The organism is Canibacter zhoujuaniae (genome assembly GCF_011752005.1).
GTDB lineage: Bacteria > Actinomycetota > Actinomycetes > Actinomycetales > Microbacteriaceae > Canibacter > Canibacter zhoujuaniae.
Map to the genome: position 1 here is coordinate 223,828 of NZ_JAAIJZ010000001.1, position 22,718 is coordinate 246,545.

General features: G+C 52.0%; 17 protein-coding genes and 1 tRNA gene. 12 read left to right on the forward strand and 6 right to left on the reverse strand.

The genetic code is table 11. From position 1 onward, the window contains the following. Positions 1-2 precede the first annotated feature (2 nt). Genes HCR00_RS01055 through HCR00_RS01065 form a run of 3 tightly spaced genes read left to right on the forward strand, consistent with a single transcriptional unit; the run spans position 3 to position 6,220 of the window. Positions 3-2,654, forward strand: coding sequence for a DEAD/DEAH box helicase (locus HCR00_RS01055; protein WP_167142027.1), 2,652 nt, complete (start codon positions 3-5; stop codon positions 2,652-2,654). An 18-nt stretch (positions 2,655-2,672) separates the two neighbouring features. Then, a complete protein-coding gene (locus tag HCR00_RS01060) occupies positions 2,673-3,584 on the forward strand; it encodes a HamA C-terminal domain-containing protein (RefSeq protein ID WP_167142030.1) in 912 nt (303 codons plus the stop codon). 2 nt (positions 3,585-3,586) lie between these two features. Continuing rightward, on the forward strand, positions 3,587-6,220 hold the full coding sequence (locus tag HCR00_RS01065; RefSeq protein WP_167142033.1) for a DEAD/DEAH box helicase: 2,634 nt from the start codon (positions 3,587-3,589) through the stop codon (positions 6,218-6,220). A gap of 386 nt (positions 6,221-6,606) precedes the next feature. Here HCR00_RS01065 and HCR00_RS01070 read toward each other — a convergent pair. Next, positions 6,607-6,680: transfer RNA gene (locus HCR00_RS01070), tRNA-Met, on the reverse strand. Positions 6,681-6,826: 146 nt separating this feature from the next. Between HCR00_RS01070 and HCR00_RS07020 the strand changes: the two genes are divergently transcribed. Further along, positions 6,827-8,371, forward strand: coding sequence for a S1C family serine protease (locus HCR00_RS07020; RefSeq protein ID WP_167142035.1), 1,545 nt, complete (start codon positions 6,827-6,829; stop codon positions 8,369-8,371). Between the two features lie 32 nt (positions 8,372-8,403). Further along, positions 8,404-10,860, forward strand: a complete 2,457-nt coding sequence (locus tag HCR00_RS01080) for a CDP-glycerol glycerophosphotransferase family protein (RefSeq protein WP_167142038.1) — start codon at positions 8,404-8,406, stop codon at positions 10,858-10,860. On the opposite strand, the gene HCR00_RS01085 is transcribed toward HCR00_RS01080, so the two are convergent. Further along, positions 10,795-11,841, reverse strand: a complete 1,047-nt coding sequence (locus tag HCR00_RS01085; RefSeq protein ID WP_243854482.1) for a glycosyltransferase family 2 protein — start codon at positions 11,839-11,841, stop codon at positions 10,795-10,797. The two genes, HCR00_RS01080 and HCR00_RS01085, sit on opposite strands and share 66 nt — an antisense overlap. A gap of 88 nt (positions 11,842-11,929) precedes the next feature. Here HCR00_RS01085 and HCR00_RS01090 point away from each other — a divergent pair, with 88 nt between their 5' ends. Together HCR00_RS01090 and HCR00_RS01095 are read left to right on the forward strand one after the other, a co-directional pair. After that, complete coding sequence (locus HCR00_RS01090) at positions 11,930-13,549, forward strand: stealth family protein (protein ID WP_167142041.1); 1,620 nt, start codon at positions 11,930-11,932, stop codon at positions 13,547-13,549. Positions 13,550-13,567: 18 nt separating this feature from the next. Next, entirely contained in the window at positions 13,568-13,840 is a 273-nt protein-coding gene (locus HCR00_RS01095; protein WP_166984972.1) for a DUF3039 domain-containing protein, read from the forward strand. A gap of 138 nt (positions 13,841-13,978) precedes the next feature. On the opposite strand, the gene HCR00_RS01100 is transcribed toward HCR00_RS01095, so the two are convergent. Continuing rightward, complete coding sequence (locus HCR00_RS01100) at positions 13,979-15,304, reverse strand: nicotinate phosphoribosyltransferase (RefSeq protein ID WP_167142043.1); 1,326 nt, start codon at positions 15,302-15,304, stop codon at positions 13,979-13,981. 47 nt (positions 15,305-15,351) lie between these two features. Further along, entirely contained in the window at positions 15,352-15,741 is a 390-nt protein-coding gene (locus tag HCR00_RS01105) for an MmcQ/YjbR family DNA-binding protein (protein ID WP_167142046.1), read from the reverse strand. Positions 15,742-15,880: 139 nt separating this feature from the next. On the opposite strand from HCR00_RS01105, the gene HCR00_RS01110 reads away from it, so the two are divergent. The 5 genes from HCR00_RS01110 (at position 15,881) to HCR00_RS01130 (ending at position 20,599) form a co-directional block, all read left to right on the forward strand. Then, positions 15,881-16,204 carry a DUF2469 family protein gene (locus HCR00_RS01110; RefSeq protein WP_166984970.1) on the forward strand — a complete coding sequence of 108 codons (324 nt, stop codon included), beginning with the start codon at positions 15,881-15,883 and terminating at the stop codon, positions 16,202-16,204. A gap of 162 nt (positions 16,205-16,366) precedes the next feature. After that, complete coding sequence (locus tag HCR00_RS01115) at positions 16,367-16,831, forward strand: YraN family protein (protein WP_167142049.1); 465 nt, start codon at positions 16,367-16,369, stop codon at positions 16,829-16,831. After that, positions 16,824-18,359, forward strand: a complete 1,536-nt coding sequence (locus tag HCR00_RS01120) for a YifB family Mg chelatase-like AAA ATPase (protein ID WP_167142052.1) — start codon at positions 16,824-16,826, stop codon at positions 18,357-18,359. The genes HCR00_RS01115 and HCR00_RS01120 overlap by 8 nt, the downstream gene beginning before the upstream one ends. Then, positions 18,356-19,618, forward strand: coding sequence for a DNA-processing protein DprA (gene dprA, locus HCR00_RS01125; protein ID WP_167142055.1), 1,263 nt, complete (start codon positions 18,356-18,358; stop codon positions 19,616-19,618). Before HCR00_RS01120 ends, dprA begins: the two co-directional genes overlap by 4 nt. A gap of 54 nt (positions 19,619-19,672) precedes the next feature. Further along, positions 19,673-20,599, forward strand: a complete 927-nt coding sequence (locus HCR00_RS01130; RefSeq protein WP_167142058.1) for a tyrosine-type recombinase/integrase — start codon at positions 19,673-19,675, stop codon at positions 20,597-20,599. A gap of 122 nt (positions 20,600-20,721) precedes the next feature. Here the strand turns inward: HCR00_RS01130 and HCR00_RS01135 are convergent, their stop codons facing one another. Beyond that, positions 20,722-21,252: a M23 family metallopeptidase gene (locus HCR00_RS01135; RefSeq protein ID WP_167142060.1), complete on the reverse strand. Its 531-nt coding sequence runs from the start codon at positions 21,250-21,252 to the stop codon at positions 20,722-20,724. Between the two features lie 137 nt (positions 21,253-21,389). Beyond that, positions 21,390-22,655 (reverse strand): hypothetical protein, encoded by a 1,266-nt coding sequence (locus HCR00_RS01140; protein ID WP_243854483.1) that lies wholly within the window; start codon positions 22,653-22,655, stop codon positions 21,390-21,392. Between the last annotated feature and the right edge of the window lie 63 nt (positions 22,656-22,718).

A 22,718-nucleotide genomic window follows, 5' to 3' on the forward strand; every position in this document is an offset into this window, starting at 1 on the left:
TTATGGAGCTGAAGAAATATCAAAAGCGGGTGATAGCAGATCTTGCTGACTACCTCACCCAGCTGGTAGAACAACCTACTCTCACCGATGCATTCGCAAAGCATTGGGAGTCTCGTCAGATAACCGTGGGTCAAAATGGCGTTTCTGGTTATCAAAATGCCATCGATGGTGTGCCCCACGTCTGCTATAAGATACCAACAGGCGGCGGCAAAACTTTTCTCGCCTGCGCATCAATCAAGCCCATCTTCCAGACTCTCCCATCTACGCGCAAACAAGCGGTGGTTTGGCTTGTTCCTTCAGACTCAATTCTTACGCAGACCCTTGGTGCCCTGAAGAATCCTTCACACCCGTACCGTCAAAAGCTCAATGCTGATTTCGCTGGGAGAGTCGAGGTCTACTCGAAGGAAGAACTGCTGGCAGGACAGAATTTCAGCTCTTCGACTGTAGCTGAGCAACTGTCAGTAATGGTGCTTTCGTATGATTCTTTCCGCACTCGCAGTAAGGACGGTCGCAAGGCCTATCAGGCAAACGGCAATCTAGCCTCATTTGCTACAGTGTTCGGTGCACCTGAACAGCCCATTGAGAATGCCGATGAAACGGCATTGTTTCAGGTTATTAATCAGCTGAACCCCGTGGTGATTGTGGATGAGTCTCATCACGCAACCAGTACCTTAAGTCATGAAATGTTGGTTAACTTCAATCCAGCTTTCATTCTGGATTTGACAGCAACCCCGAAGAAACAAGCAAACGTTATTTCATATGTTGATGCGCTTGCTCTGAAAAGCGAGAACATGGTCAAGCTTCCTGTGATCGCGTATAACCGTTCAAGCCAAACTGAAGTAATCACTGACGCTATCGATCTGCGTAACTCGCTCGAAGCTGCCGCTGAGCAGCAACGCGCAATCAGTGGTCGGTACATCCGACCTATCGTACTACTGCAGGCTCAACCAAAGATCGACGAAGACTCAACTTCATTCGAGAAGTTACGCGAAAAGCTAGTCAGGATTGGCATCCCTGAGGAACAGATTGCTATCAAGACAGCGAATATCAATGAGCTCAAAGGCGTAGACCTGATGAGCGAAGACTGCCCAATTCGCTTCATTATTACCGTCAACGCTTTGAAGGAAGGGTGGGACTGCCCGTTTGCTTATGTGCTTGCGTCCTTGGCTAATAAGACCAGCCAAACCGACGTAGAGCAAATTCTAGGTCGAGTACTGCGTCAACCTCACGCCGTGAAACTGCGTAATCCGCTGTTGAACATGAGCTATGTGCTGACCTCCTCGAATGACTTCAACGCAACTCTTAAACAAATCATCTCGGGTCTCAATAGTGCAGGTTTCTCGAAACGAGATTTCCGAGCAACAGACCAGGTAGAAATTGATTACTCCCAAAACCAACAGCCGACCCCACCCCAGCCAGAACTGCCGACCTCTGAAGTGTTATCAACTCCTAATGAAGTGGAGGAGTTCCTAGATTTCGATGAACACCAGGTCGCAGAAGACCTGGAGAAACGTCAGCAAACTGAAACGGTTGACGATGCCCCGGTCTCAGAAGGTCTTGCCACCATGCTGGAACAAGCACAGCAGCAGGGCACCTCTTACGAGCACAAAGCTGAAGAAGCCACCAGCATGGGAGATAGCTACGTCCCGGCAGACCTGGAGAACGCTGTGGAAACCTATCGAGTAAATATCGAGTTCGATGATGACATTCAATCTCTACGGTTGCCGCAATTCGTTATCAAGGCACCGGCTTCTGCCTTGTTCGCAACAGGTGAGGGAGACTTCGATTTACTTAGACATGAAGCGCTCGCAGCAGACTTCATCTTGCTCAACAAAGATATCGAGTTAGATCTCACTGCAGCAGATGAACAAATGTACCGCGTAGATGTCAACAGCAATTCTGATATTCCCAAGGCATTCCGTGTGAGTGCGACTGACCAACGCATTATGCGTGAGCACTTTTCCAAACTCAGCATAGAAAGTCAAAAACGTGAGGCAGCTGATGCGATCTACGAACGTTTGAAACCAATCAACGCAATCAACGACTCAGACCTTCGTCAATACATCCATCGAGTAGTTGAGGCCTTCGGCGCTGAAGAACTCCTGACCTATCAGGAACATCCAAATGCGGTGGCTGAGAAACTCAAGCAGAAAATCCATGGGTTGCTTCAAGAACATAAGTTCAAGAAGTTTTACGCGGACATTGAGACTCGCCGTGTTGATGTGCACGATTCTTTCTCCTTGCCTGCCGTAATTCAGCCAATTCATTCAACTTCGCTCATTGGTGGCTCCCTCTATGAAGCTGAAGATCGTATGAACAAGGATGAGATGGACTTTGCGGGACGGTTCTCCAGTTTGGAAAACGTCCGTTGGTGGCACCGCAACATCGAACGCAAGGGCTTCTGCATAAACGGGCCGCTCAATCACTACCCGGACTTCATCCTCATGACGCAGAGCGGCACCGTCGTCATCGTCGAGCCTAAGGGCGAACAGCTCAAGAATGACGATTCACGTCGAAAGCTCACTCTTGGTCGCAAGTGGGCTGATATGGCAGGCAGTAAGTACCGCTATTTCATGGTCTTCCAAGACGGGGTTACTCCTCTCGAAGGTGCCTACACTATGTCTGAATTCTTGCGAATCCTCGAACAACTTTAGAAAAGGACTCTCGATTCTATGAACACAGCTCTCCCGTCCACTCTGGCCAATATCGACCTTGCCTCGGTATTCACAGAAGTAACTCTTGATGAGCAACTTGGGCTCAACGATGATGGCTCAGGGCTGCGCTTATTTCATCTACAGGTTCGCAACAACAAATTCGACTACTCGGGTCTCGAAAACTTGCTTATGAACAGGCTCGGAGAGTTTGTGCTCTCACGAGCTCAGATCGCCCAGTACAAGTTAGAAGGGAACGAAAACTCTATAGTGCATCGAGCTTCCAGGTTTCTTAGGCAACCTGAGAACCAGGAGCTCAAGGAGGCCGCGCTCGGTAATTTCATGTTGCACGCGTTCTTGGAACTGGCATTAGGTGCGCCAAAATTGCTGAGCAAGGTAGAAATCGCTGAAGTCTCAGGAACCCGAAAGGTCCTCAGTGATGCGGTGCATCTGCTCGACAAATCCGAGGGATCAAGGCTTCGAGCCAACCTTATTTTTGGTGCTTCAAACGTAGTTGGAGACTTTGGCGATGCTGTGGAATTAGCCCTAGACCGTGCTTCTGCTATGGCGGCAAATGAGGATGCTGAGTGCAAGCTGGTAGATCAGAACATCCTCCAGCAACGGTTCGATACAGAAACAATCAAATATCTTTCGAACCTCTTGTTGCCAACTGAAGCTAACGACGCTAGCTATGACATCGGCTTCGGCTTGTTTCTGGCTTATGACCTTGGCCTTGATCCCATGCGTTATCAGCGGGATGAATTTACACAGATTATGGAGAACAAGCTCAAACTAGATCTCCGTGCACATATCGATCAGATCCGGAATGAGATTAATAGGCGTCGCCTGGGAATCTATCCGTTCTATATTTACACGCTTCCGATGAATAATGCAGTGTCCGATCGTCTCACTATTACCGAGGCGGTGCTATAACCATGACTCAAAATAACGCAGGAACACTGGGCGATAGCATCTTCTCTGACATTGAAAACAACCAGTATCTCGTAGCTCTATACGAGCAATTATTAGAGAGCTATGGTCAAAGTACTCTCGGTAAAGAAGCTATGGGACTGGGCGAGAAGCAGCTTAATGACATACTTAGGTTTGCTGATTTGCTGTCAAAAAGTAACCATCCAGAGCGCCGCGAAAATCATCAGGTGTGGGCGCAAGAAATCGCTGTTCTCTGCATGGAACTTCACGGCGATAACAGTATCTGTGCCCCTTACCTCGCTTCTATCTTTCAGGCAGTTGGTAATTACCAGGCCCTTGCGAAGCTTGAAACTCAAAACCTACCTGACGTGTTTGAACAGGCCTTCAACGAGTTTCAATCTGACTACCTCAAGGTGCCGGGCGACGAAGATAAAAAGTTCTTTGCGCCCCAAAAACGTGCCTTTGAAGCTTTTAAGAACGATGCCTTCAGCTTTTCGGCTCCCACCTCATTAGGCAAATCTTTCCTAATGCGCACATTCATCAAAGACCGTGTACGCAGAGGTTACAAGGAGAACTTCGCAATTCTTGTTCCCACCAAGGCTCTTATTAACGAAACACGGTCTCGGTTCATCAACGAACTAGGCGAAGAACTTGAAGCTAAGAACTACCGCGTAGTAGCCTCTGGCGGCGACATCGTTCTTGAAGGCCAACACAACTTCATTTTTGTCCTCACTCCCGAGCGGCTACTCTACCTGCTCATCAATAAACCAGACTTTCATCTCGACTACCTCTTTGTGGATGAAGCTCACAAGCTAGCAGGTAAAAATAAACGTGCGCCTTACTACTACCAGGTCACCACAATGCTGCTTCAGCGCCCCAAGCCTCCAGCGTTTATCTTTGCCTCACCAAACATCCCGAACCCTGAGGCATTCCTTTCATTACTCCAGTCTTACCCTGAACGTGCCGAGTCGATGCGGACGAGATTCTCGCCAGTATCACAGTTCAAATTCTTCGTAGATCTTCAAACTCAAAGCGTGGCCGGGTATAACCATCGGACCAAACGATTACAACATCTTTCTACGCTAACAGGCATTCCAACAATCGCAGATTACCTGTTATATTTACGCCAATTAGCAATTGAGAAAAAGCAAAGTCAGACCCTTGTTTACCACGGCTCTAAACACAGGGCCGTGGAGAACGCTCGCGATTTCGCTCGACTGTTGCCAAAAATTTATGACAATGATCTGACGGTGCTTGCATCCGATATCCGCCGCGAAGTTCATGACTCCTACTTCCTAGCACCACTCGTTGAAAGAGGTGTTGCATACCACGTCGGACATCTACCAGCCTCAGTACGGCTTCGCGTTGAGGAGCTTTTTCGTGAAGGTAAGATCCACACAATTTTCTGCACCAGCACGCTTCTTGAAGGAGTGAATCTACCGACCGACAACCTCGTCGTTACAAGCAACAAAAATGGTAGAAGCAATCTCAACGAGATTGACTTTAACAATCTGATAGGCCGAGTAGGTCGAATTGAATTCAACTTATTTGGCAATATCTACTTCGTGATGGGTGAAGGGCTCAGTGCTCAAAAGACTGTTGAAAAATTGCTCAAGACGGATGTGCCTCAGCAAGAACTAGCAGTCAACAATACTGGCCTGCCAGAAGATATCAAGAAAGCAATCGTAAGCGCATTCAGGGAAGGGCGAATGCCCGAACCAAATGAGTTGGGCAAAGGCGAACAAGCAGAAATGGCTCGAACCTTTTCAATTATTCTCTTACGCGATATCACAGCTGGCAGGGACAGCTTAGTTACGCGATCGTTCGGGGATATATTGAGTCCAGATGTAAAAACTCAGATCGTCAACAAATTCCGCGATTCCTTCCAAACTCAGCAGGATGACGATATCAACGTGTCTGTTGATCAGCATGAATCGCTGGAAGCCGCTGTACGCGCAGGTATGAGGTTTCCTCAAATTGATACGAGCACAGGACGCCCTGCATACGATAAAACTCTCGCTTTTCTTCAACGATTGGCTCGCATTTTCAAATGGGATAAATATGAGCGTAAAAGCATAGGGTTTATGAAAGGTCCAGAATTCACTATGCTCCGGTGGTATACCGTGATTCTAATCCAGTGGATTGAAGGTAATGGTCTACGAATGATTCTAGATAGTTCTATCGAATACCAGCGTGAACACCCGGATAGGTTTAGATTCAATCATCAGGAGGTGAAATACCTAGACACTCCTGAACATAAGAACGAAGTGTGTAATAAGACGCTCGAAGCAATTGAGAGCGTCATTCTGTTTAGCTTTGCCAACTACTTCCTGCGAGTTTCAAACGAAATAAAGAAGCAGGAAGGCAAAGACGTGATTGAGAATGATTGGTACGAATACGTAGAGTACGGGACAACTAACGCGAGCACAATTATACTTCAGCGTATGGGATTCACACGTGAATCAGCCACCTGGATTCGGACGCACTATTTCGAGCACATGTACCAAAACAATGAAACCGGCGAAATTTACCTTAACCCTGCGTTGCTGGATGCAGAAAACATAAGTGTTCGTCGTGAGGCTAACGAGATCAAGTTCAACGTGCCAAGGATATTTAATCTTACCGAATATTCTTGGTGACAGATATTTCTAGCATTCCACTCTATTTGAAGTATTTGCCGGTTGCCTGAACATTTTGGCGCATCGGCGTCGTTGCGGTTTCTTAGACGACATTGGCGCGTCTTTGAGAGGCAGGTTCTCTATAATCTGGTAAGAGGATGACCTGCGGCTCGGCTCTCAGGCAGGGTTGACTCGAAGAGGCCTCCGAAGACAGTCCGTGAGATTTCGGCCCAGTTCGCCCGATTGCTGAACTCCTCCAACAGGAAGTCGATGATCTCCTCGGTGGATCCCGGAATCTCGAGGTCTGCCGCAAACAGGCCACTTTTATTAACTATCTGGTTAGGCGATCTCGCCTCATCTGGGTAAAACAAAACCCGGTATCAACTCGCCTAGATACCGGGTTTTAGTTGCGGGGACAGGATTTGAACCTGCGACCTCCGGGTTATGAGCCCGGCGAGCTACCGAACTGCTCCACCCCGCGGCACAAGAATTAACTATACATTTGTTTTTAACGCAACGCAAATTCTTGATGTGAAGCAAAATTTTGGGAGATACAAATCTAATTCATAGATAAGAGTTGGAGTATAAGAGCAGCAGTAATCGAATTATCGAGAAAGCGTAAGAATCGTGAATGATGATGAGCAGCTAAACACTGAAGCAGATCGCGTTGCACTGAATGACAGTCTGTCTCACAACGAGCGCGCAGACGCAGCGGTGGAGGGCTTCAAGCAGCAGAATCAGCTTGAGCAACAGACTCAGCAAGACCAGGATGCGCAGCAGGATCAGCTCCAGCGGCACGACCAGCAGGATCAGCAGCACCAGCAAGAGCAACAAGTGCAGCAGGGCCATAGTGATCGGCAGGAGTTACCCACAGCGATATACGCACCACCAGTAAACACTGCCGTTCTGCACGAGACGCCGCAGTCTGATCCGCAAGAACAGCAAGCGCTGAGAGAGCCGCAAGCACCAAAAGAGCCAAAATCGAAAAATAGGGGAGGGGTGCTGCTCCTTTCCGGCCTCCTGATTGGTGGTCTGATTGGCGGCGTCAGCGGCGGCGTTGTGGCCGCAAACGTTGTCGGAAACAACACCGGCAGCGCGAGCACCGGCGTCAGCGCCGTCAAGATCTCTAACCCTGATACCGCAACCGTCGTTTCTGCCGTTGCGGCACAGCGTGTTGAAAGCGTTGTAACACTGCAGGTGCGAGGTCAACGATCCGGCGGCAGCGGCTCGGGTGTTGTCTATTCGCGCGACGGATACATTGTCACAAATGCGCATGTGGTGCTCGCTGAGCCGGGCAACATGCGCCCCGATATCACCGTGCGCTTTGCCGACGGCAAACTGCTGAAGGGTGAGCTTGTTGGCGTTGATCCGCTCGCTGATTTAGCGGTTGTGAAGGTGAAAGCTGACAACCTGAAACCGATCCCGCTGGCAGACTCGAACGCCACCAACGTCGGCGATGTAACCGTTGCAATCGGTGCGCCTTTGGAGCTCAACAGCACTGTAACCAGCGGCGTTGTCAGCGCTGTTAACCGCGGCATCTCTGTCGCCAATTCACTTGTTGAAGACGGCCGCCGCGCACCGGAAGATAACGGTGATAGCGAACGCAACAGCCCGTTTGATTTCTATCTGCAGCCGCCACCGGAGCAGCAGCAAACCCCACGAGCTGACGCAAGCCGGGTCACCCTGCCCGTTATCCAAACCGATGCCTCGATCAACCCCGGCAACTCTGGCGGTGCACTGTTAAACACAGAAGGTGAGCTCATCGGCATAAACGTTGCAATCGCCTCAACGCGATCCTCCGAGACAACAGCGGGGTCTGTTGGCTTGGGCTTTGCGATCCCCGCAAACCTTGTAAAGCGAGTTGTTGACGGGCTGATCGCGGGCGAAAAACCAACCCATGGGCTGTTGGGTGCGAGCGTTAGCGATGCTGCGCAGACGCAGGGGGCCACCCACGCGGGCGGTTACGTTGCTGAAGTTGTGCCAGATTCAGCTGCAGCAAAAGCAGGGATCCGCGCCGGTGATGTGATCACAGCGGTGGAGGGCATTCCGGCAGCAGACGGCACCGCGGTATCCGCCTTGGTGCGGATGCATCCCGGTGGCGCTGAGCTCAATCTCACAGTGCTTAGAAACGGTAAGCCGCAAGACGTTAAAGTAACACTCGGCACACTCTAAGCACAAAGATTTTCGGGATAGAATTACTCGGTATGACGGGGTCTGCAACAAAGTTTGATTTTGCCACTGGCAATTTCTTAAAACTGTTGCGGATCCCGCTCTATTTTTTCGGGTTTCTGCTCTGTTTACTGATTCCCCGCGATAAAGAACGCTGGGTTTTTGCTTCCGCGGCCGGTTTCGGTGAGGGCGCAAGACCGTTAGCTGAAAAACTGCGCGAGCAGCACGCCGAAGCAAAAATCACCTGGCTGGCAGCAGATAAAACCGTGCAACAAGATATCGAGCAGCACGGCTTTAGCGCGGTTTTACAAAAAAGCTGGGCTGGATTTTGGGCCACCGCACGCGCCGGGCAGGTGATCGTGACTCACGGGTTGGGGGACGCAAACCGCTACGGAATTTTTGGTGCGCGGGTTGTGCAACTCTGGCACGGCGCCCCCCTCAAAAAACTCCATTTAGATAGCAGCGCAACAACTAAGCTGCGCGCCCCCGGCATCTTCAAACAGCTCCTGAACCGCATGTATCGCTTCGGAGCGGCAACCGTTGACCTCTATGTTGCAGGATCCTACACCGCAGCAACCAGGCTGCGCACCGCCTTTCGCGTGCTGCCGGGTAGGGTGCAAATTCTTGGAGACCCGCGGCACGATCCGCTCATAAAAATTTTGCGTGATGCTGCGGCGCTAGCAGAACAGCGCAATCAGTTGCTTGCTGTGTTAGAGGGGGCGGATCGAGGGCGCGTGGCCGCAACCGACTGGGTGCTGTATGCGCCAACTTGGCGTGACGGCGAGGCAGACCCCGGAGTGCCGACCCAGGAAGAAGCAAAACAGCTTGCCGCGTTTGCCGAGCAGTGCGGGGTAACCGTTTTTGTCAGGCCCCATCCGCTCGCTGTGGGAGACTACTGCCATCTTGCAGAGCACCCAGAGATAGTGCTTTTAACAGCCGACAGGGTGCGAGATTTAACACCGCAGCTGGGGCAGTTTGCTGTTGTGGTGACAGACTATTCCTCCGTCGCGCTTGATTTCTCACTGACCGAACGCCCGATTGTGTGGTTTGCACCTGATGTTGAGCGATACTCGAAAACAAGGGGGCTCTATGAGCCGTTTTCGGTCACAACAGACGGTCGCTTTGTCACCAGCTGGCAGGCGTGCACGGCAGCACTGCAGCAGATTTTCACCGACCGCAAAGCACGCTCGCTAGCTGCGCAGGCTACTGCGCGGCTGCGCTCAAGGTTTCATAAATACAGTGACGGCTGTGCGTCTGAGCGGGTGATTCAAGCTATCTATGAGCTGCGCACCCCGCTAGCAGATATGGTGCCTGAAAACGCAGTCTATTTTGAGAGCTTCTATGGCAAACAGGCCTCAGACAATCCCTTAGCGCTAGACCGCGAGATCGCAGCAACACTGCCGCAGGTGCCGCGTTTCTGGGCGATTGCCGATGAGACGGTGAGTGTGCCCGCGGGCGCAAGTCCGGTGATGATCGGATCCCGCCTCTGGGTTGCAGCACGCAAACACGCGAAACTTTTAATAGTGAACGATTGGCTGCGGTTTAATTTCAAGCGCGGCAAACAGCAGACAGTGCTGCAAACCTGGCACGGCACAATGCTGAAAAAACTCGCCCTTGCGCGCGACGACACAACGCTACGGTCGCGAATTGCTGTGCATCGTGAATCGCGCCGCTGGTCACTTTTGCTGTCACAGAACCCACACTCAAGCGAGCAGTTTAGAAGCTCTTACGCATATCGTGGTGAGATTCTTGCGAGCGGTTATCCGCGGGTTGATGTCTTAGCGAATGCCGTTTTACTGCAGGGTCAGAAGCGGCAGGTGAATCCGGTGGTGCGGCGTGCCGCGCGGGAGCGTCTCGGTGTGCGCACCAGGTTTGTTGTCTCATATATTCCAACCTGGCGGGCAAACGGTGCTGCGGTGCGGCTGTTAGATGCTGACGAGCTGTCGCAGTCACTGGGCAAGGAATGGACGATCCTGCTGCGCGGGCACACCAGATCTGCAAAAGGCATGCAGCCGGCTGCATCTGGAAACTCAGACACCGCAGCTATTGTGCAAGATACTTCTAACCACGCTGACTTAAACGATGTTTTGCTCGCCTCTGACATTGTGATCACCGACTATTCATCCGTCATGTTTGATGCGAGCGTTGCCGGGCTGCCGCAGATTTACTTCGTGCCCGATAAAAACACGTATCTACAGCAGGAGCGCGGGTTCACATTTGACTTTGATGCTGTCGCTCCAGGGCCGCAGCTAACCAAAACCTCCCAGGTGGCTGCAGCACTTAGAGAGTATGCGGTTTTAGGTGAAAAGGCTGCCTGGATTGTTGCGCACGAAGCGCAGCTAACAGCGTGGCGGGCACGGTTTAACCCTTGGGATGACGGCGCGGCAGCTAGTAGGGTGGTGGCTGAATTGCAGCAGCGCAGCGCACTACCGCAGACGGGAACGGTCAACGCTGGATCCGCCCCCGAACAGAAAACCACGCCAAAACCCTAAACCCCAGCTCAAATGCATAACAGGCAGCGCACTCAGACGCAGCAGCGCCGCGCGTATATTCTGCGGCCGCATTGTGAAAACAGCAAAAATCAGCCCGAGCAGATAGCTGACAGGAAGAGCCAAACCCAAAAACAGCAGCGTCGGATTACCGTTATTAGCAAAACCGACCCCTCCAATAACAGTGATAATCGTCGAAAAGAGAAGCGCCGCAACCAACAGACCTGGCGCAAAGAAACGGGCCGGGTGTTCAGAAAGATAGCGGCGCATAATCACCGCACGCCACACACCCGTCGCCCAAAACTGCTTCGCCAGCGCACGAAAACTGTCTCTCGGGTAGTAGGTCACTTTCAGCTGCGGATCAAACCAAACTTTTTCACCCAAGTTTCTAATGCGCCGATTAAGCTCCCAATCTTCGCCGCGCAGAATCGTCTCGTCAAAACCGCCCGCCTGCACAACAGTCGCGCGGTTAAAAACTCCAAGATAGGCTGATTCTGCCTCCCCAGCCGGGGCCTCACCGTGATACACCCCGCCACCGAGACCGAACGGACTGTTGTAGCAGTCTGCAATCGCCTGCTGTTTTCTAGTGCGGCCAGCAGCCCGCATAACGCCGCCGATGTTTGCAGCCCCGGTGCGTAGGAGCTCAGTGACCGCCCGCTCAACATAGCCGGAATTTAGTTTAGAGTGTGCGTCAACCCTGACAATAACACTGTGTTTGGCAGCGTTAAACCCAAGATTTAGGGCGGTCGGAATATGGTTAGTGGGGTTGTTGATGAGGCGGATCTGCGGGTGCTTTTCTGCCAGCTCTGCTGCCAAAGCGGTTGTGCCGTCAGTGGAGTTGCCGAGCACAAGCAGCAGCTCAAACTCGTTCGGATAGTTTTGCGCAAAAATGCTTGCGACAGCTTCAGCAATATAAGCTGCTTCGTTTAACACCGGCATAACAAAAGAAACCGGCGGGAGCATCAGCGAGGCTGCAGGAGTCACCCCTCAATTTTGGCACGAAACAACACTCTAAGTTATTTCAAAAGCCCAGGGTCTAGCATTGAGGGGATACAGTGTTAGGAGTTTCTTTTTGAGCATCAAGTCTCGTTTGCGCATGTGGGCGGCACGCAACCTTTCTGAACAGCAGAAACGACAGATTAGAGAAATCACGAGTCTCGCATTTCTGTCAGATCGCGCGAAAGTTGTTACCGAATTTGGTAAAAAGCACCCGGTGCACAGTTTTGATGCGTTCAAAAATATTGCCGCCGATCTAGAGTTTTTGCGAGGCACTCTAAAAAAGCACGATATTGAGTGGGCTGAGCTGCCGGCAGATAAACTGCTGCGCACGAATCTGGTTATCGCTGATCGCGACCTAGAAAAGTTCGTGACAGCCGTGCGGCCGCTCGCAGAAACTGGCGCATGGAGCATTCGCGCCGTGCTGAAGCAGGGTTTTCAGGTCAGCATCACAAACCAGAGGCTAAAACTAGCAGAAGTGCAGTCTATTATCTGCCGCAGTCATCACTTTGCTCCCTCTGGCAGGCAGCTTTCTACCGCTGCGGAACAGATTATTGTTGAACCGTGGCGCATCGCATCAGACGGCGAGTTTCGTGCAGACGGAAACACACATCTGCCGGGCACTTTGATCCGCAAAATACCTTTGCGAAACACCCTATTAGAATACTTAACCCCGGCAGCTTGGCAGCGGGCGCAAGAGCACCCCGAGCATCGTGTGTTGCATGAGTTTCCGCACATGTATGAGATTACCCAGCCGATTGATGTGGTTTACACGTGGGTTGACGGCAACGATCCCGCCTGGGCTGCCCGCAAACAGGAGGCACTTGGTGGTGTCGCTAGCGAGAATTTTAACTCCACCGCCTTAAATCAGTCGCGCTTCCAGTCGCGTGACGAACTGCGCTACTCGCTGCGGTCACTGGAATACTATGCGAGCTGGGTCAACCATATTTACATTGTTACCGACCAGCAGATACCGAGTTGGTTAAACACAGAGCATCCAAAAATTACGGTTGTCGATCATAAAGATATTTTTTCGGATCGCAGCAAGCTGCCGGTGTTTAACTCACACGCGATTGAATCGCAGCTGCACCATATTGCAGGGTTGAGCGAACAGTATCTCTATATGAACGACGACATCGTGTTTATGCGACCGGTGGAGCCGTCCCTGTTTTTCACAGCAAATGGGCTGTCGAAGTATTTCCCCTCCAATGCTTCTCTGGATATCGATGAGCCAAGCGCACGGGATATGCCCGTGCTGTCAGCCGCAAAACGAAACAGGCGTCTGCTTGAAGAAAAATACGGGCGCACAGTCACCAACAAGTTCAAACACACGCCGCACCCGCAACTAAAGTCGGTGCTAGAGCAGTTTGAAGCAGAAAACCCTGAGCTTTTTGCAGCCGTTTCAGCCTCGAAGTTTCGGCATCCGGAAGACTATTCGATTCCATCAGCTCTCTACCACTACATTGCCTATGCGCAGGGGAGAGCGATTAACAGCGCCGCAATTAAATACGGATATTTAGATATTGCAAGCGCTGATGCGGAAGAGAAACTTGCGAGCCTTTCTAAGCATCAGAAGTTGGACGTTCTCTGCCTGAACGACACCGCCACCGAACCGGAACAAATAGCGCACGTGAACGCAATCATGCATGACTTTCTCGCGGAGCGTTTCCCGCTTAAGAGCTCTTTTGAGGTTTAACCAAGTATTATTAACGACATGACTTTCAACAGCAGCACACTAGCTCCGGCCGGCGGCGCAGACGTGCTTGATCGAGAGCTTTCAGAGCTGCTCGAAGAAAAGCAGCTTGAAGACGGCGATCACGACCGTTTCTCGCACTATGTGCCAAAAGATAAGATCGTCGAGTCTGCTATCACCGGGAAACCTGTGCGGGCGCTGTGCGGCAAGAAGTGGGTGCCAAACCGCGATCCTGAAAAATTTCCTGTCTGCGCAGAGTGCAAACATATTTACGAGACTGTAATTAACCCATAACTGTTTTATTGGGCAGTCGCTAGCGGCAGAGTGCGCGTCTTAGGCACTGTCTTGCCCGCTGTCGAATAGTCTGCTCCACGAACAGGCTGCGCCCAATCAGAGGGCTGTCTTAGCGCGACGCCTGCTCTGTGCTGCAGCTTAGTTGCCGATGTATTCGATTTGCAGGGCAGGATCGCCGCGCTGCAAGCTCATCGCGATCAGAGGCAGCTCTTGTAGGCGCTGTGCGTGACGCTCTCTTGCTGCTTCGAGACCTGCGGCACCAAGGTGCTCTTGATGAATGTTTCCGTCTGTGATGAGGGGGACGGTGATCTGCTCAAGATTTTCACGCCCCGGCACGCCAGCGGTGTCGGTGCCGTCTTGCGCTTGCACCTCAAACAGTTCTGCAATAGCGCGCCCGTTTTTAAACTCCCGGTAGGCAATTTTCTTACCGCCAACCGATCCTTTATTTTCAGATTTTTTAGCAACTGAAACCCACTGACCGTCGTCTCCCTGGCGCGCAACCAGCTTGTAGACCATATTCATTGTGGGGGAACCTGAGCCGGTCACAACAGATGTGCCAACACCGAAATTATCTACCGGGCTAGCGGCGAGAGCGGCAATTGTGTGCTCATCCAGATCGTTTGTGACTGTGATTTTCGTGTTTTTTGCGCCGAGGGAGTCTAGTAGTTCACGCACCCTGGCAACAACGACCGGCAGATCACCTGAGTCGATGCGCACCGCACCAAGCTCAGGGCCTGCAATTTCGATTGCGTTTTTTACTCCCTGCTCTATATCGTAGGTGTCTATTAGCAGCGTGGTTTGCGGCCCGAAAGCAGTAATCTGCGCCCGAAAAGCCTCTTCTTCGCTATCGTGCAAAAGCGTGAATGAGTGGGCTGCTGTGCCCATTGTTGGCAGACCGTAGGTGCGCCCTGCCTCAAGGTTGCTGGTTGCTGAGAAGCCCGCCAAATATGCTGCGCGTGCGGCATACACGGCGTTAATCTCACTTGTGCGACGTGAGCCCATTTCGGCCAGCGGTTTACCTTTTGCGGCTGTGTGCATACGAGATGCTGCCGTTGCGACGGCTGAATCGTAGTTCAGAATGCTTAATGCGAGCGTCTCAAGCACAACGCCCTCGGCAAAAGTTGATTCTACGGTTAAAAGTGGTGAGCCAGGAAAGAACACCTCACCCTCTGCATAACCGGTTATATTTCCGTTAAATCGGTAGTTTGCGAGCCAGTCGAGAGTTTCACTGTGCAGAAAGTCTCTGTCACGCAACCAGTTCAGCTCAGCATCGGTGTAGCGGAAGTTTTCAATTGCTGTTAGGAGCCTGCCCGTGCCCGCAAGCACACCGTATTTTCGTGCACCCGAAAGTCTGCGGGTGAAGAGTTCGAAAACACTTTTACGGTGCGCTGTGCCTGAACGCAGAGCGGCGTCAACCATTGTGAGTTCGTAGTGGTCTGTGTGGAATGCTGTCGATTTGCTCACAGTTCTAAGTCTAGTGTCGCTTATGTAAACTCGCGCTTAAATCCCGCTTAAACTCCCGCGACTTTTGATCGCATATTGCCAACCAGGTAGGGTCGTTTCGCTTTCGGTAACCCGGCGACGATCAGCGCGTAGGAGTCGGCTATCAACTCGGAGAGGAACTGAGAGTCAATGTCTTCACCGGCGGTGATTGTAATCCAGTGGGTCTTGTTCATGTGGTAACCCGGGCCAATCGAAGCATATGCCTCGCGCAATGCGATTACATCACTCGGGTCTGCTTTGACATTGATCAACTGGCGACCGTGTAGTTCGGTGGCGACCATGAACCACTTGCCAGCTACCCGTACTGCGGTCCAGCCTGGAGCATACTCTCGCTCCTGTGCTCCAGGCAACTCCAACGCATGACGCATAGCCGTTTGATATAGCTGCACATCGTCCATACCCACAATCCTAAATCCTGCGGAGGTGCCGTTGAGTTTGTTTAACTGGCTACGCGCCACAAACTTTACAACACTTATATGATGCAGTAAACAGAAATACCTAAAAATAAAGCAAAAGACACATATTAGGATTGAATTTGTGGATGACGAAGAACGCGGAGATTTTGAGCGCGAAGCTGAGCAAGCGCTGTTTCGTGAATACCGTGACGTGGTAGGGCAGTTTAGATACGCCGTCGAGACAGATCGCCGCTTCTACCTCGCCAATGAAGTTGAGGTTATAGAGCACGAGCGAGGCACGCAGGTGCATTTTGAGCTTAATCTGCGCGATGTTTGGGTGTGGGATATTTATCGCCCTGACCGCTTTGTGAAAAATGCGCGCGTGCTAACATTCCGTGATCTAAACATTGAAGAGCTCAATCATCAAGAGCTGCAGCTGCCTGACGCTCTCGCCTTTGAAGAATAACTAGCATCGCCAAAAGCGTGAGCACACGCCCTATTTTTTAAAAAAAGAGCGCATTTAATAGCCCGTTTGTAACAGGGGAGGCTAACGAATGTTATCCCCAGATTTTTACGTAATCTAAATTTCTACAACCTGCCACATCGATGCTTGTTGTGGAGGTAGAAAATGTTGATTACAAGCGCAGAAAAGCTTGCGGATCGGGCTGAAAAACCTGCATCTGTGCCGCGCTCCGGCAGCTGGTGTACCCACGAGAAAAAACACCTGATCGGGCAGCTGAAGCAGTGTCTTGGGGCGCAGGGTGAAGAGCATGTTGCCCGCCACTGCGTTGCAAAAGGGTATCGCGTGCTCGCACGCAACTGGCGAGCTGCGCACGGCGAGATTGATTTAATTGTGCAAGACGGTCGCACAGTTGTCGCTGTTGAAGTAAAAACACGTTCCGGTGTTGGGCTTGGGAGCCCGTTTCATGCGATCACTCCGCGCAAACTGCAGAGACTGCAGAGTCTGCTTTTGCAGTGGATGCAGGTTAACGGCTATGCGCACTATCGTGCACGCGTTGATGCGGCAGCGGTGCTTATGCGACCCGGTCAAAAGATTGCGCTCGAATATTTGAAAGCAGCAACTCATGGATAGAGTCGCCCGGGTCACAACTATTGCACTCTCAGGAGTGTCTGGCACGCCGGTCACGGTGGAAACCGCAGTCACAAACCAGCTGCCCGGAATTGCGATTATTGGCCTGCCGGACACCGCGCTTGCAGAAGCAAAACTACGGGTGAAACTGGCCTGCGCACAGGCGGGTTACCCGTTAAAAGACCAGTTCATAACAGTTAATTTATCGCCGGCAGCGCTACCGAAGCACGGCTCAGCTTTTGATTTGGGTATCGCGATTGCCTGTATGAGTGCGTGTAAATATTTGCCCAAACTCACCGGTAAAACCTGTGCGTATATTGGAGAGTTGAGCCTCGACGGTGAACTGCGCCGCCCCAACGGTTTGCTCAGTGCCGTGCGGGCGGCTAGAGAGCACGGCTATCAGCAGGTGATGGTTCCTGCGGTGGGAGCGGTTGAGGCTGCTTTAGTGCCAAACATCACAGTAATCGCTGTGCAGAATCTGGCTGGGGCAGTGAACTGGCACCACGGTAAACCTGCAGGGTGGTTTATACAGAGCCCCGCCGATAGCAGCGAGACGCCACACCAACAGAGTGAAATACTGCCAGACCTAGCCGAAATTATTGGCCAGCCAGAAGCGGTTGAGGCTTTGCAGATTGCGGCGGCAGGCAGACACAATATGGCGATGATCGGCCCACCCGGTGTCGGGAAGACAATGATTGCCTCGGCGCTGCCCGGAATTCTGCCAGAGCTTGAAGATATCGCTGCCTTAGAAACAAGCTGTGTGGCATCACTCGCAGACACTCCAATTGTGCAGCTGTGTCGACTGCCTCCGTTTGAAGCACCACACCACTCTGCAACCAGTGCAGCGATTTTGGGTGGGGGTAGCGGCAGGCTGGTTCCCGGCGCTATCACCCGTGCGCACAACGGAGTGCTTTTTCTAGATGAAGCACCAGAGTTTAATCGCGGTGTGCTTGACGCTTTACGGCAGCCACTTGAACAGGGTGAAATTAAACTGCAGCGCGCCCACAGCAGCGCAGCGTTCCCCGCAAAGTTTCAACTTTTGTTAGCGGCAAACCCCTGCCCGTGCGGTTTTGCTTATTCGCTCAACCCAAAGCAGGTTTGCACCTGCCCGCCAGCAAAAGTTATTAGATATTTAAACAAAATATCCGGCCCGCTGCGCGACCGAATAGACCTGACAGTAAAGCTCAACCCGGTGATTAGCTCCGTCGCCGATAAAAGCCTTGCAGTGAGCACAAAAACCGCGAAACAGCGAGTGCAAACAGCGCGGCAGCGACAGCGAGACAGATATCAAAACTGTGCTTGGAGCCTGAACTCTGAAACACCCGGAGTGTGGCTTAGAGACCCAGAAAACAAACCAAGCAGACAGGCGCTAGCCATCCTCGACCAGTCGCTAGCGAACGGGGCTCTTAGTCTGCGCGGATACGACCGTGTGCTCAGAGTCGCTTGGACAATTGCAGATCTCGCCGAAAAAGCTAAACCCGAACGTGAAGAAATCACACAAGCCCTGCTACTGAGAGGAAACCAGCGATGACAAACAGCCCGCCGCAGCTAAAAGATATGCTTCCAGCAGTGCAGGATCTATTGCACCGGGTAATAACCGGGGCAGATGCCGACAGCTCTAAAACAATACCGCTTGAAACACAGCAAGAGGTGCTGAGCCGTATTGCCTGGAATGCTTTAACCGAGCCCAATGAATACATTAGCCGCACACTCATCGATAACTACAGCGGCAGCGCGGCACTCACAGTGCTGCAGAGCGACAACACCGCACATGAAATTAATCAGCTCCTGGATGCAGCAGGCATCACTGTGACACAGCAGCTAGCGCAGAAAGCTATTGAAAGATGGCAGGCCAGGCTAATGGAGCGAAACCTCTTAGAGCTTGTGCGCGACACTCTACAAACAGCGGTAAAAACGGGTCTGCGGGTGCTCACACCGCAACTGCCCGGCTGGCCGGAAAAGCTCAGCGCACTCGGCGAAAATCAACCAATACTGTTATGGACAAAAGGCGACATTGAAACCATCAAACACAGGTTTATCGCAGTAGTTGGCGCCAGGGCACTAACACCCTACGGTGAAACCGTTACAAACTATTTCACCGAGTATCTGTGCAAACAAAATCTTGGCATTATTTCAGGCGGAGCATACGGAGCAGACGGCCTCGCACACCGCATAGCACTCAATCATAAGACACCCACAATAGCAGTGCTGGCAGGCGGAATAGACCGCCCATACCCGAGCGGACACACAGAACTCTTTCGCAAAATTGTGGACACTGGAAACCTGATAGTAACCGAAGCAGCCCCCGGATCCGCCCCCACAAGATGGCGCTTTCTACTGCGAAACCGCTTAATCGCCGCTCTCAGTGAAGGAGTGTTGGTAACAGAAGCAGGAATGCGATCAGGATCAATCAACACAGCCAACCACGCAGCAGAACTCGGAATTCCACTCGGCGCAATACCCGGCAGCGTTATGCTCGGCTCAAGCGCAGGGGCGCACCAACTAATACGCGACCATAAAGCAGAGCTGATTGCCAACACCACACAACTCGATGAGCTGCTGCACCTTCAAGAAACAACCGACAGCACAGAAAACACAAGAAACATTGCCCACCTCCTAGTGCTCGACGCCCTCCCCCTAACAAAAAGCGCAGCAGTGGAACAGATTGCCAGTAGGGCAGGAATCAGCCATAAAGAATGCACCGGCATTCTCGCAGAGCTAGAACTTCTTGGAAAAGTCACACAAGAACACGGAAAATGGCCACCACACTGGCGCCTAGTCAGAGAGTAGGCTATAAAACGCAGAGCCGGATAGCGTCAGACCGCTTGCAAAGAGAGGAAGCAGATGCGCCTAACTCAAGCGATATCCCAGTTTTTGCAAACCGTCGAGCACCAATACGGTTACTCAGCACACACAGTGCGCGCCTACCAAAACGACCTAGACAGATTTGCGGCACATCTTAAAACAAAACACGCACAGACACTCGAAAACGTTGCAACCATCACACTAGAAATAATGCGAGACTGGCTTTGGGAGCTACAAGAACAGGGTAAAAGCACCGCAACCATCAGTCGCAACATCGCAACACTAAAGTCATTCGGCAAATGGCTCGAAGAGCGAGAACTAGTCGAAATCAACCCAGCCACCAGACTGAACACACCCAAAAAACAGCACACCCTGCCGCGAGTCATAGGCGAAAAACAGATAGAAAACCTGCTTATAAACCTGAGACAGGCGGCGCTCGCAGGCGAGGCTGCTGCGCAACGTGATTACGCGATCCTTGAACTGTTATACGCTAGCGCTATTCGCGTGTCTGAGCTGGTGGGTCTAACAGACAGCGATATCAATTTAGCGGAATATACTCTGCGGGTCACAGGCAAAGGGAATAAGCAGCGGATAGTGCCGTTTGGCAAACCCGCTGCCGCAGCCTTAAAACTGTATCTCGAAGCGGGGCGTTTGCAGTTAGCCTCTAAAAATTCAGCCGGCTTAGCAAGCAGCAATATATTTCTTGGCAATCGTGGGGGAGCGCTCAGCTCGTCAGGTGTTTATCGCATCGTGGCGAAGCATCTTAAAAGCCTGCCCGGCGGTGGCCCGCAGGGGCCGCACACACTGCGCCACTCTGCCGCCACACACCTTTTAAATGGCGGAGCTGAGTTGCGTATTGTGCAGGAGATGCTGGGGCACTCTAACCTTGCCAGCACACAAATATATACGCATGTGTCGACAGAGCGGCTTGCACAAACTTTTAAGCAGGCGCACCCGCGAGCGTGATTATCCCGCAGGCTCTGATACCTCTCAGAATCTGACTGTCTCCCCGAGACTGAGTATCTTTCCGAGCCTGATACCTCTCAGAGCGTGATTATCCGCCCGAGAGTGACTATGCGCACCGTAGGTTAGTGCAAAGGCAGTAGAACCGGCTTGCGACGGAAAAATCTGATCGGATTAATATAGTCGTCATTTTTGCGCACACCAATATGAATTGCGGCAGCTGCTGTGTGCCCGGCTCCTTCCACTGTGCCAAGGGGTTGACACCTTGTAACCCTGTCACCGACCTGTAAATCTGTTGCTACCGGTTCGATTGAATACACCAACTCTGGCGACACCTGCACTGAAATAACGTGCCGGTCAACAACCTTGCCAACAAACGAGACGGTGCCCCCGGCCGGGGCTCGCACGGGAGCAGAGGCGGGCTGCTTTGCGATGTCTATCCCGCGGTGCCCGGCAGCATAATAAAAAGGTAAATCAAAATAACGGGTCACGTTAAGCGGGGCATCAAAAGGCGTGCACCACAGATCTGCGTTCTGCACTGTTTGCGGTGACACCTGATGTGCGGTTTCTGACTGGGGCGTGGAAAAGCTGTCTGCGTTGCCAATGGAGGCTGCGATTAGGAATGTGACGCTAGCAAAAAGATGCGTTTTAAACATGCCACTAGCTTTGCAAGGGGAGCGAGGTGAGAATGCGCTTCAGCAAAACATGTGGAGAAACGCCACAGGAACCGACTTGTGCACAGTTGTGGCAAGCGATTCCTGTGGCGCTATAAACAAGGAAGGTTTAGGTTAGTTTATTTTCCGGCTACAATCTCCATTTCTACAACTGGCTTATCAAGCGAGATACGTTTCGTTACTTCAAATGAGGTGAGGTCAACAACGACGAGTTCTTTCTTAACTGCGTCGGTGATGTAAGCCCAGCTACCGTTAACCTTCAGGATTGGTCCCGGCTCCTGCCAGTCTGCTTTCTCTTCCCATTCGCCAATTACTGGCACGCGGTTTGTTACCTCACCGGTGTTCTGATCAATTACATTCAGGTTGCCGTCGTAGGTGAGCACGAGACCCTCACCAGCGGGGCCGCGACCCAGTGAACGGAACCAGTACGCTGAATTCAACTCAACCAGCTTCAGGCTGACAGCTTCGGTGTCGATCAGCGCAACGCGAGTCGGGCGCTCAACCGGATCAGCGTTAGGATCAACCTTGTAATCGCCAAGCACGATTGGTGAGTCTGGGTGGCCAGCAAGATTGCCAGAGCGTGAGTAAGCATCTGCTACAGGAACTTTGTGGAATTGGCCATCTTTAAAGACGAATGGGCCATTCTGGCAACCCATAACCACAACGTCGCCGTTAGCGTTCGGCTTAGCGGTAGCCTCACCGTGGCTGCCCGGGCAGTCTTCGGTAACTGCAACGGTTTTTTCACCGTTTACTACGCGCAGCACTGAGCGTGCATCTGGGTGACCCTCAGTGTGGAAAATGCTGCCGTCACTTAAGCGCACCGCAACGCCGTGGTGTGCGTCACCAGTCTTATGCAGTTCGGCATCTTCTGTGCCGTGCTTAATGTGCTCGGTTGGAACAACCTGGAATGTGCCATCACCGTCAGCAAAGAGCGTTGTGTAGCCGTCATGCACAGTAACGTGGCCAGCTTTTTCTGCTGGGAATTTGACATCGGTGAGCTTTGGGTCGCCCTCAAAGTAGTGGAAGTGGTCACCGTGTGCTTCGGCAACTAGGCCGGTGTCGAAGAGCTGAAATTCGTTGCCCTTGCTGACCAGCAGGTGGCGGTTATCGCCTGCCTGGTTGAGGCGCAGGAAGCCGTCTTGCTTAACCTCGTTAACCACTTCACCGGTTGCAAGATTTACTGTTACGAGACCGCCCTCAACGGCGAGCACGGCGCGCCGTTCAAGCTTCGATACCTCAGTCAGACCCTCTTCAACTTCGATCCCGTGCTCATGATCGTGGTGGTCGTGATCCGCCTCTTCCATCGATGCGGAATTATTACCTGCGCAACCAGCGAGCAACAGAGCTGCTGCGCTGGCGGCTATTAGTGCTTTGTATTTCTTCATGCAGACAATCGTATATGAAATGATAATGATTATCAAAACGGCGTGGCGGCGAGGTTTAATTCC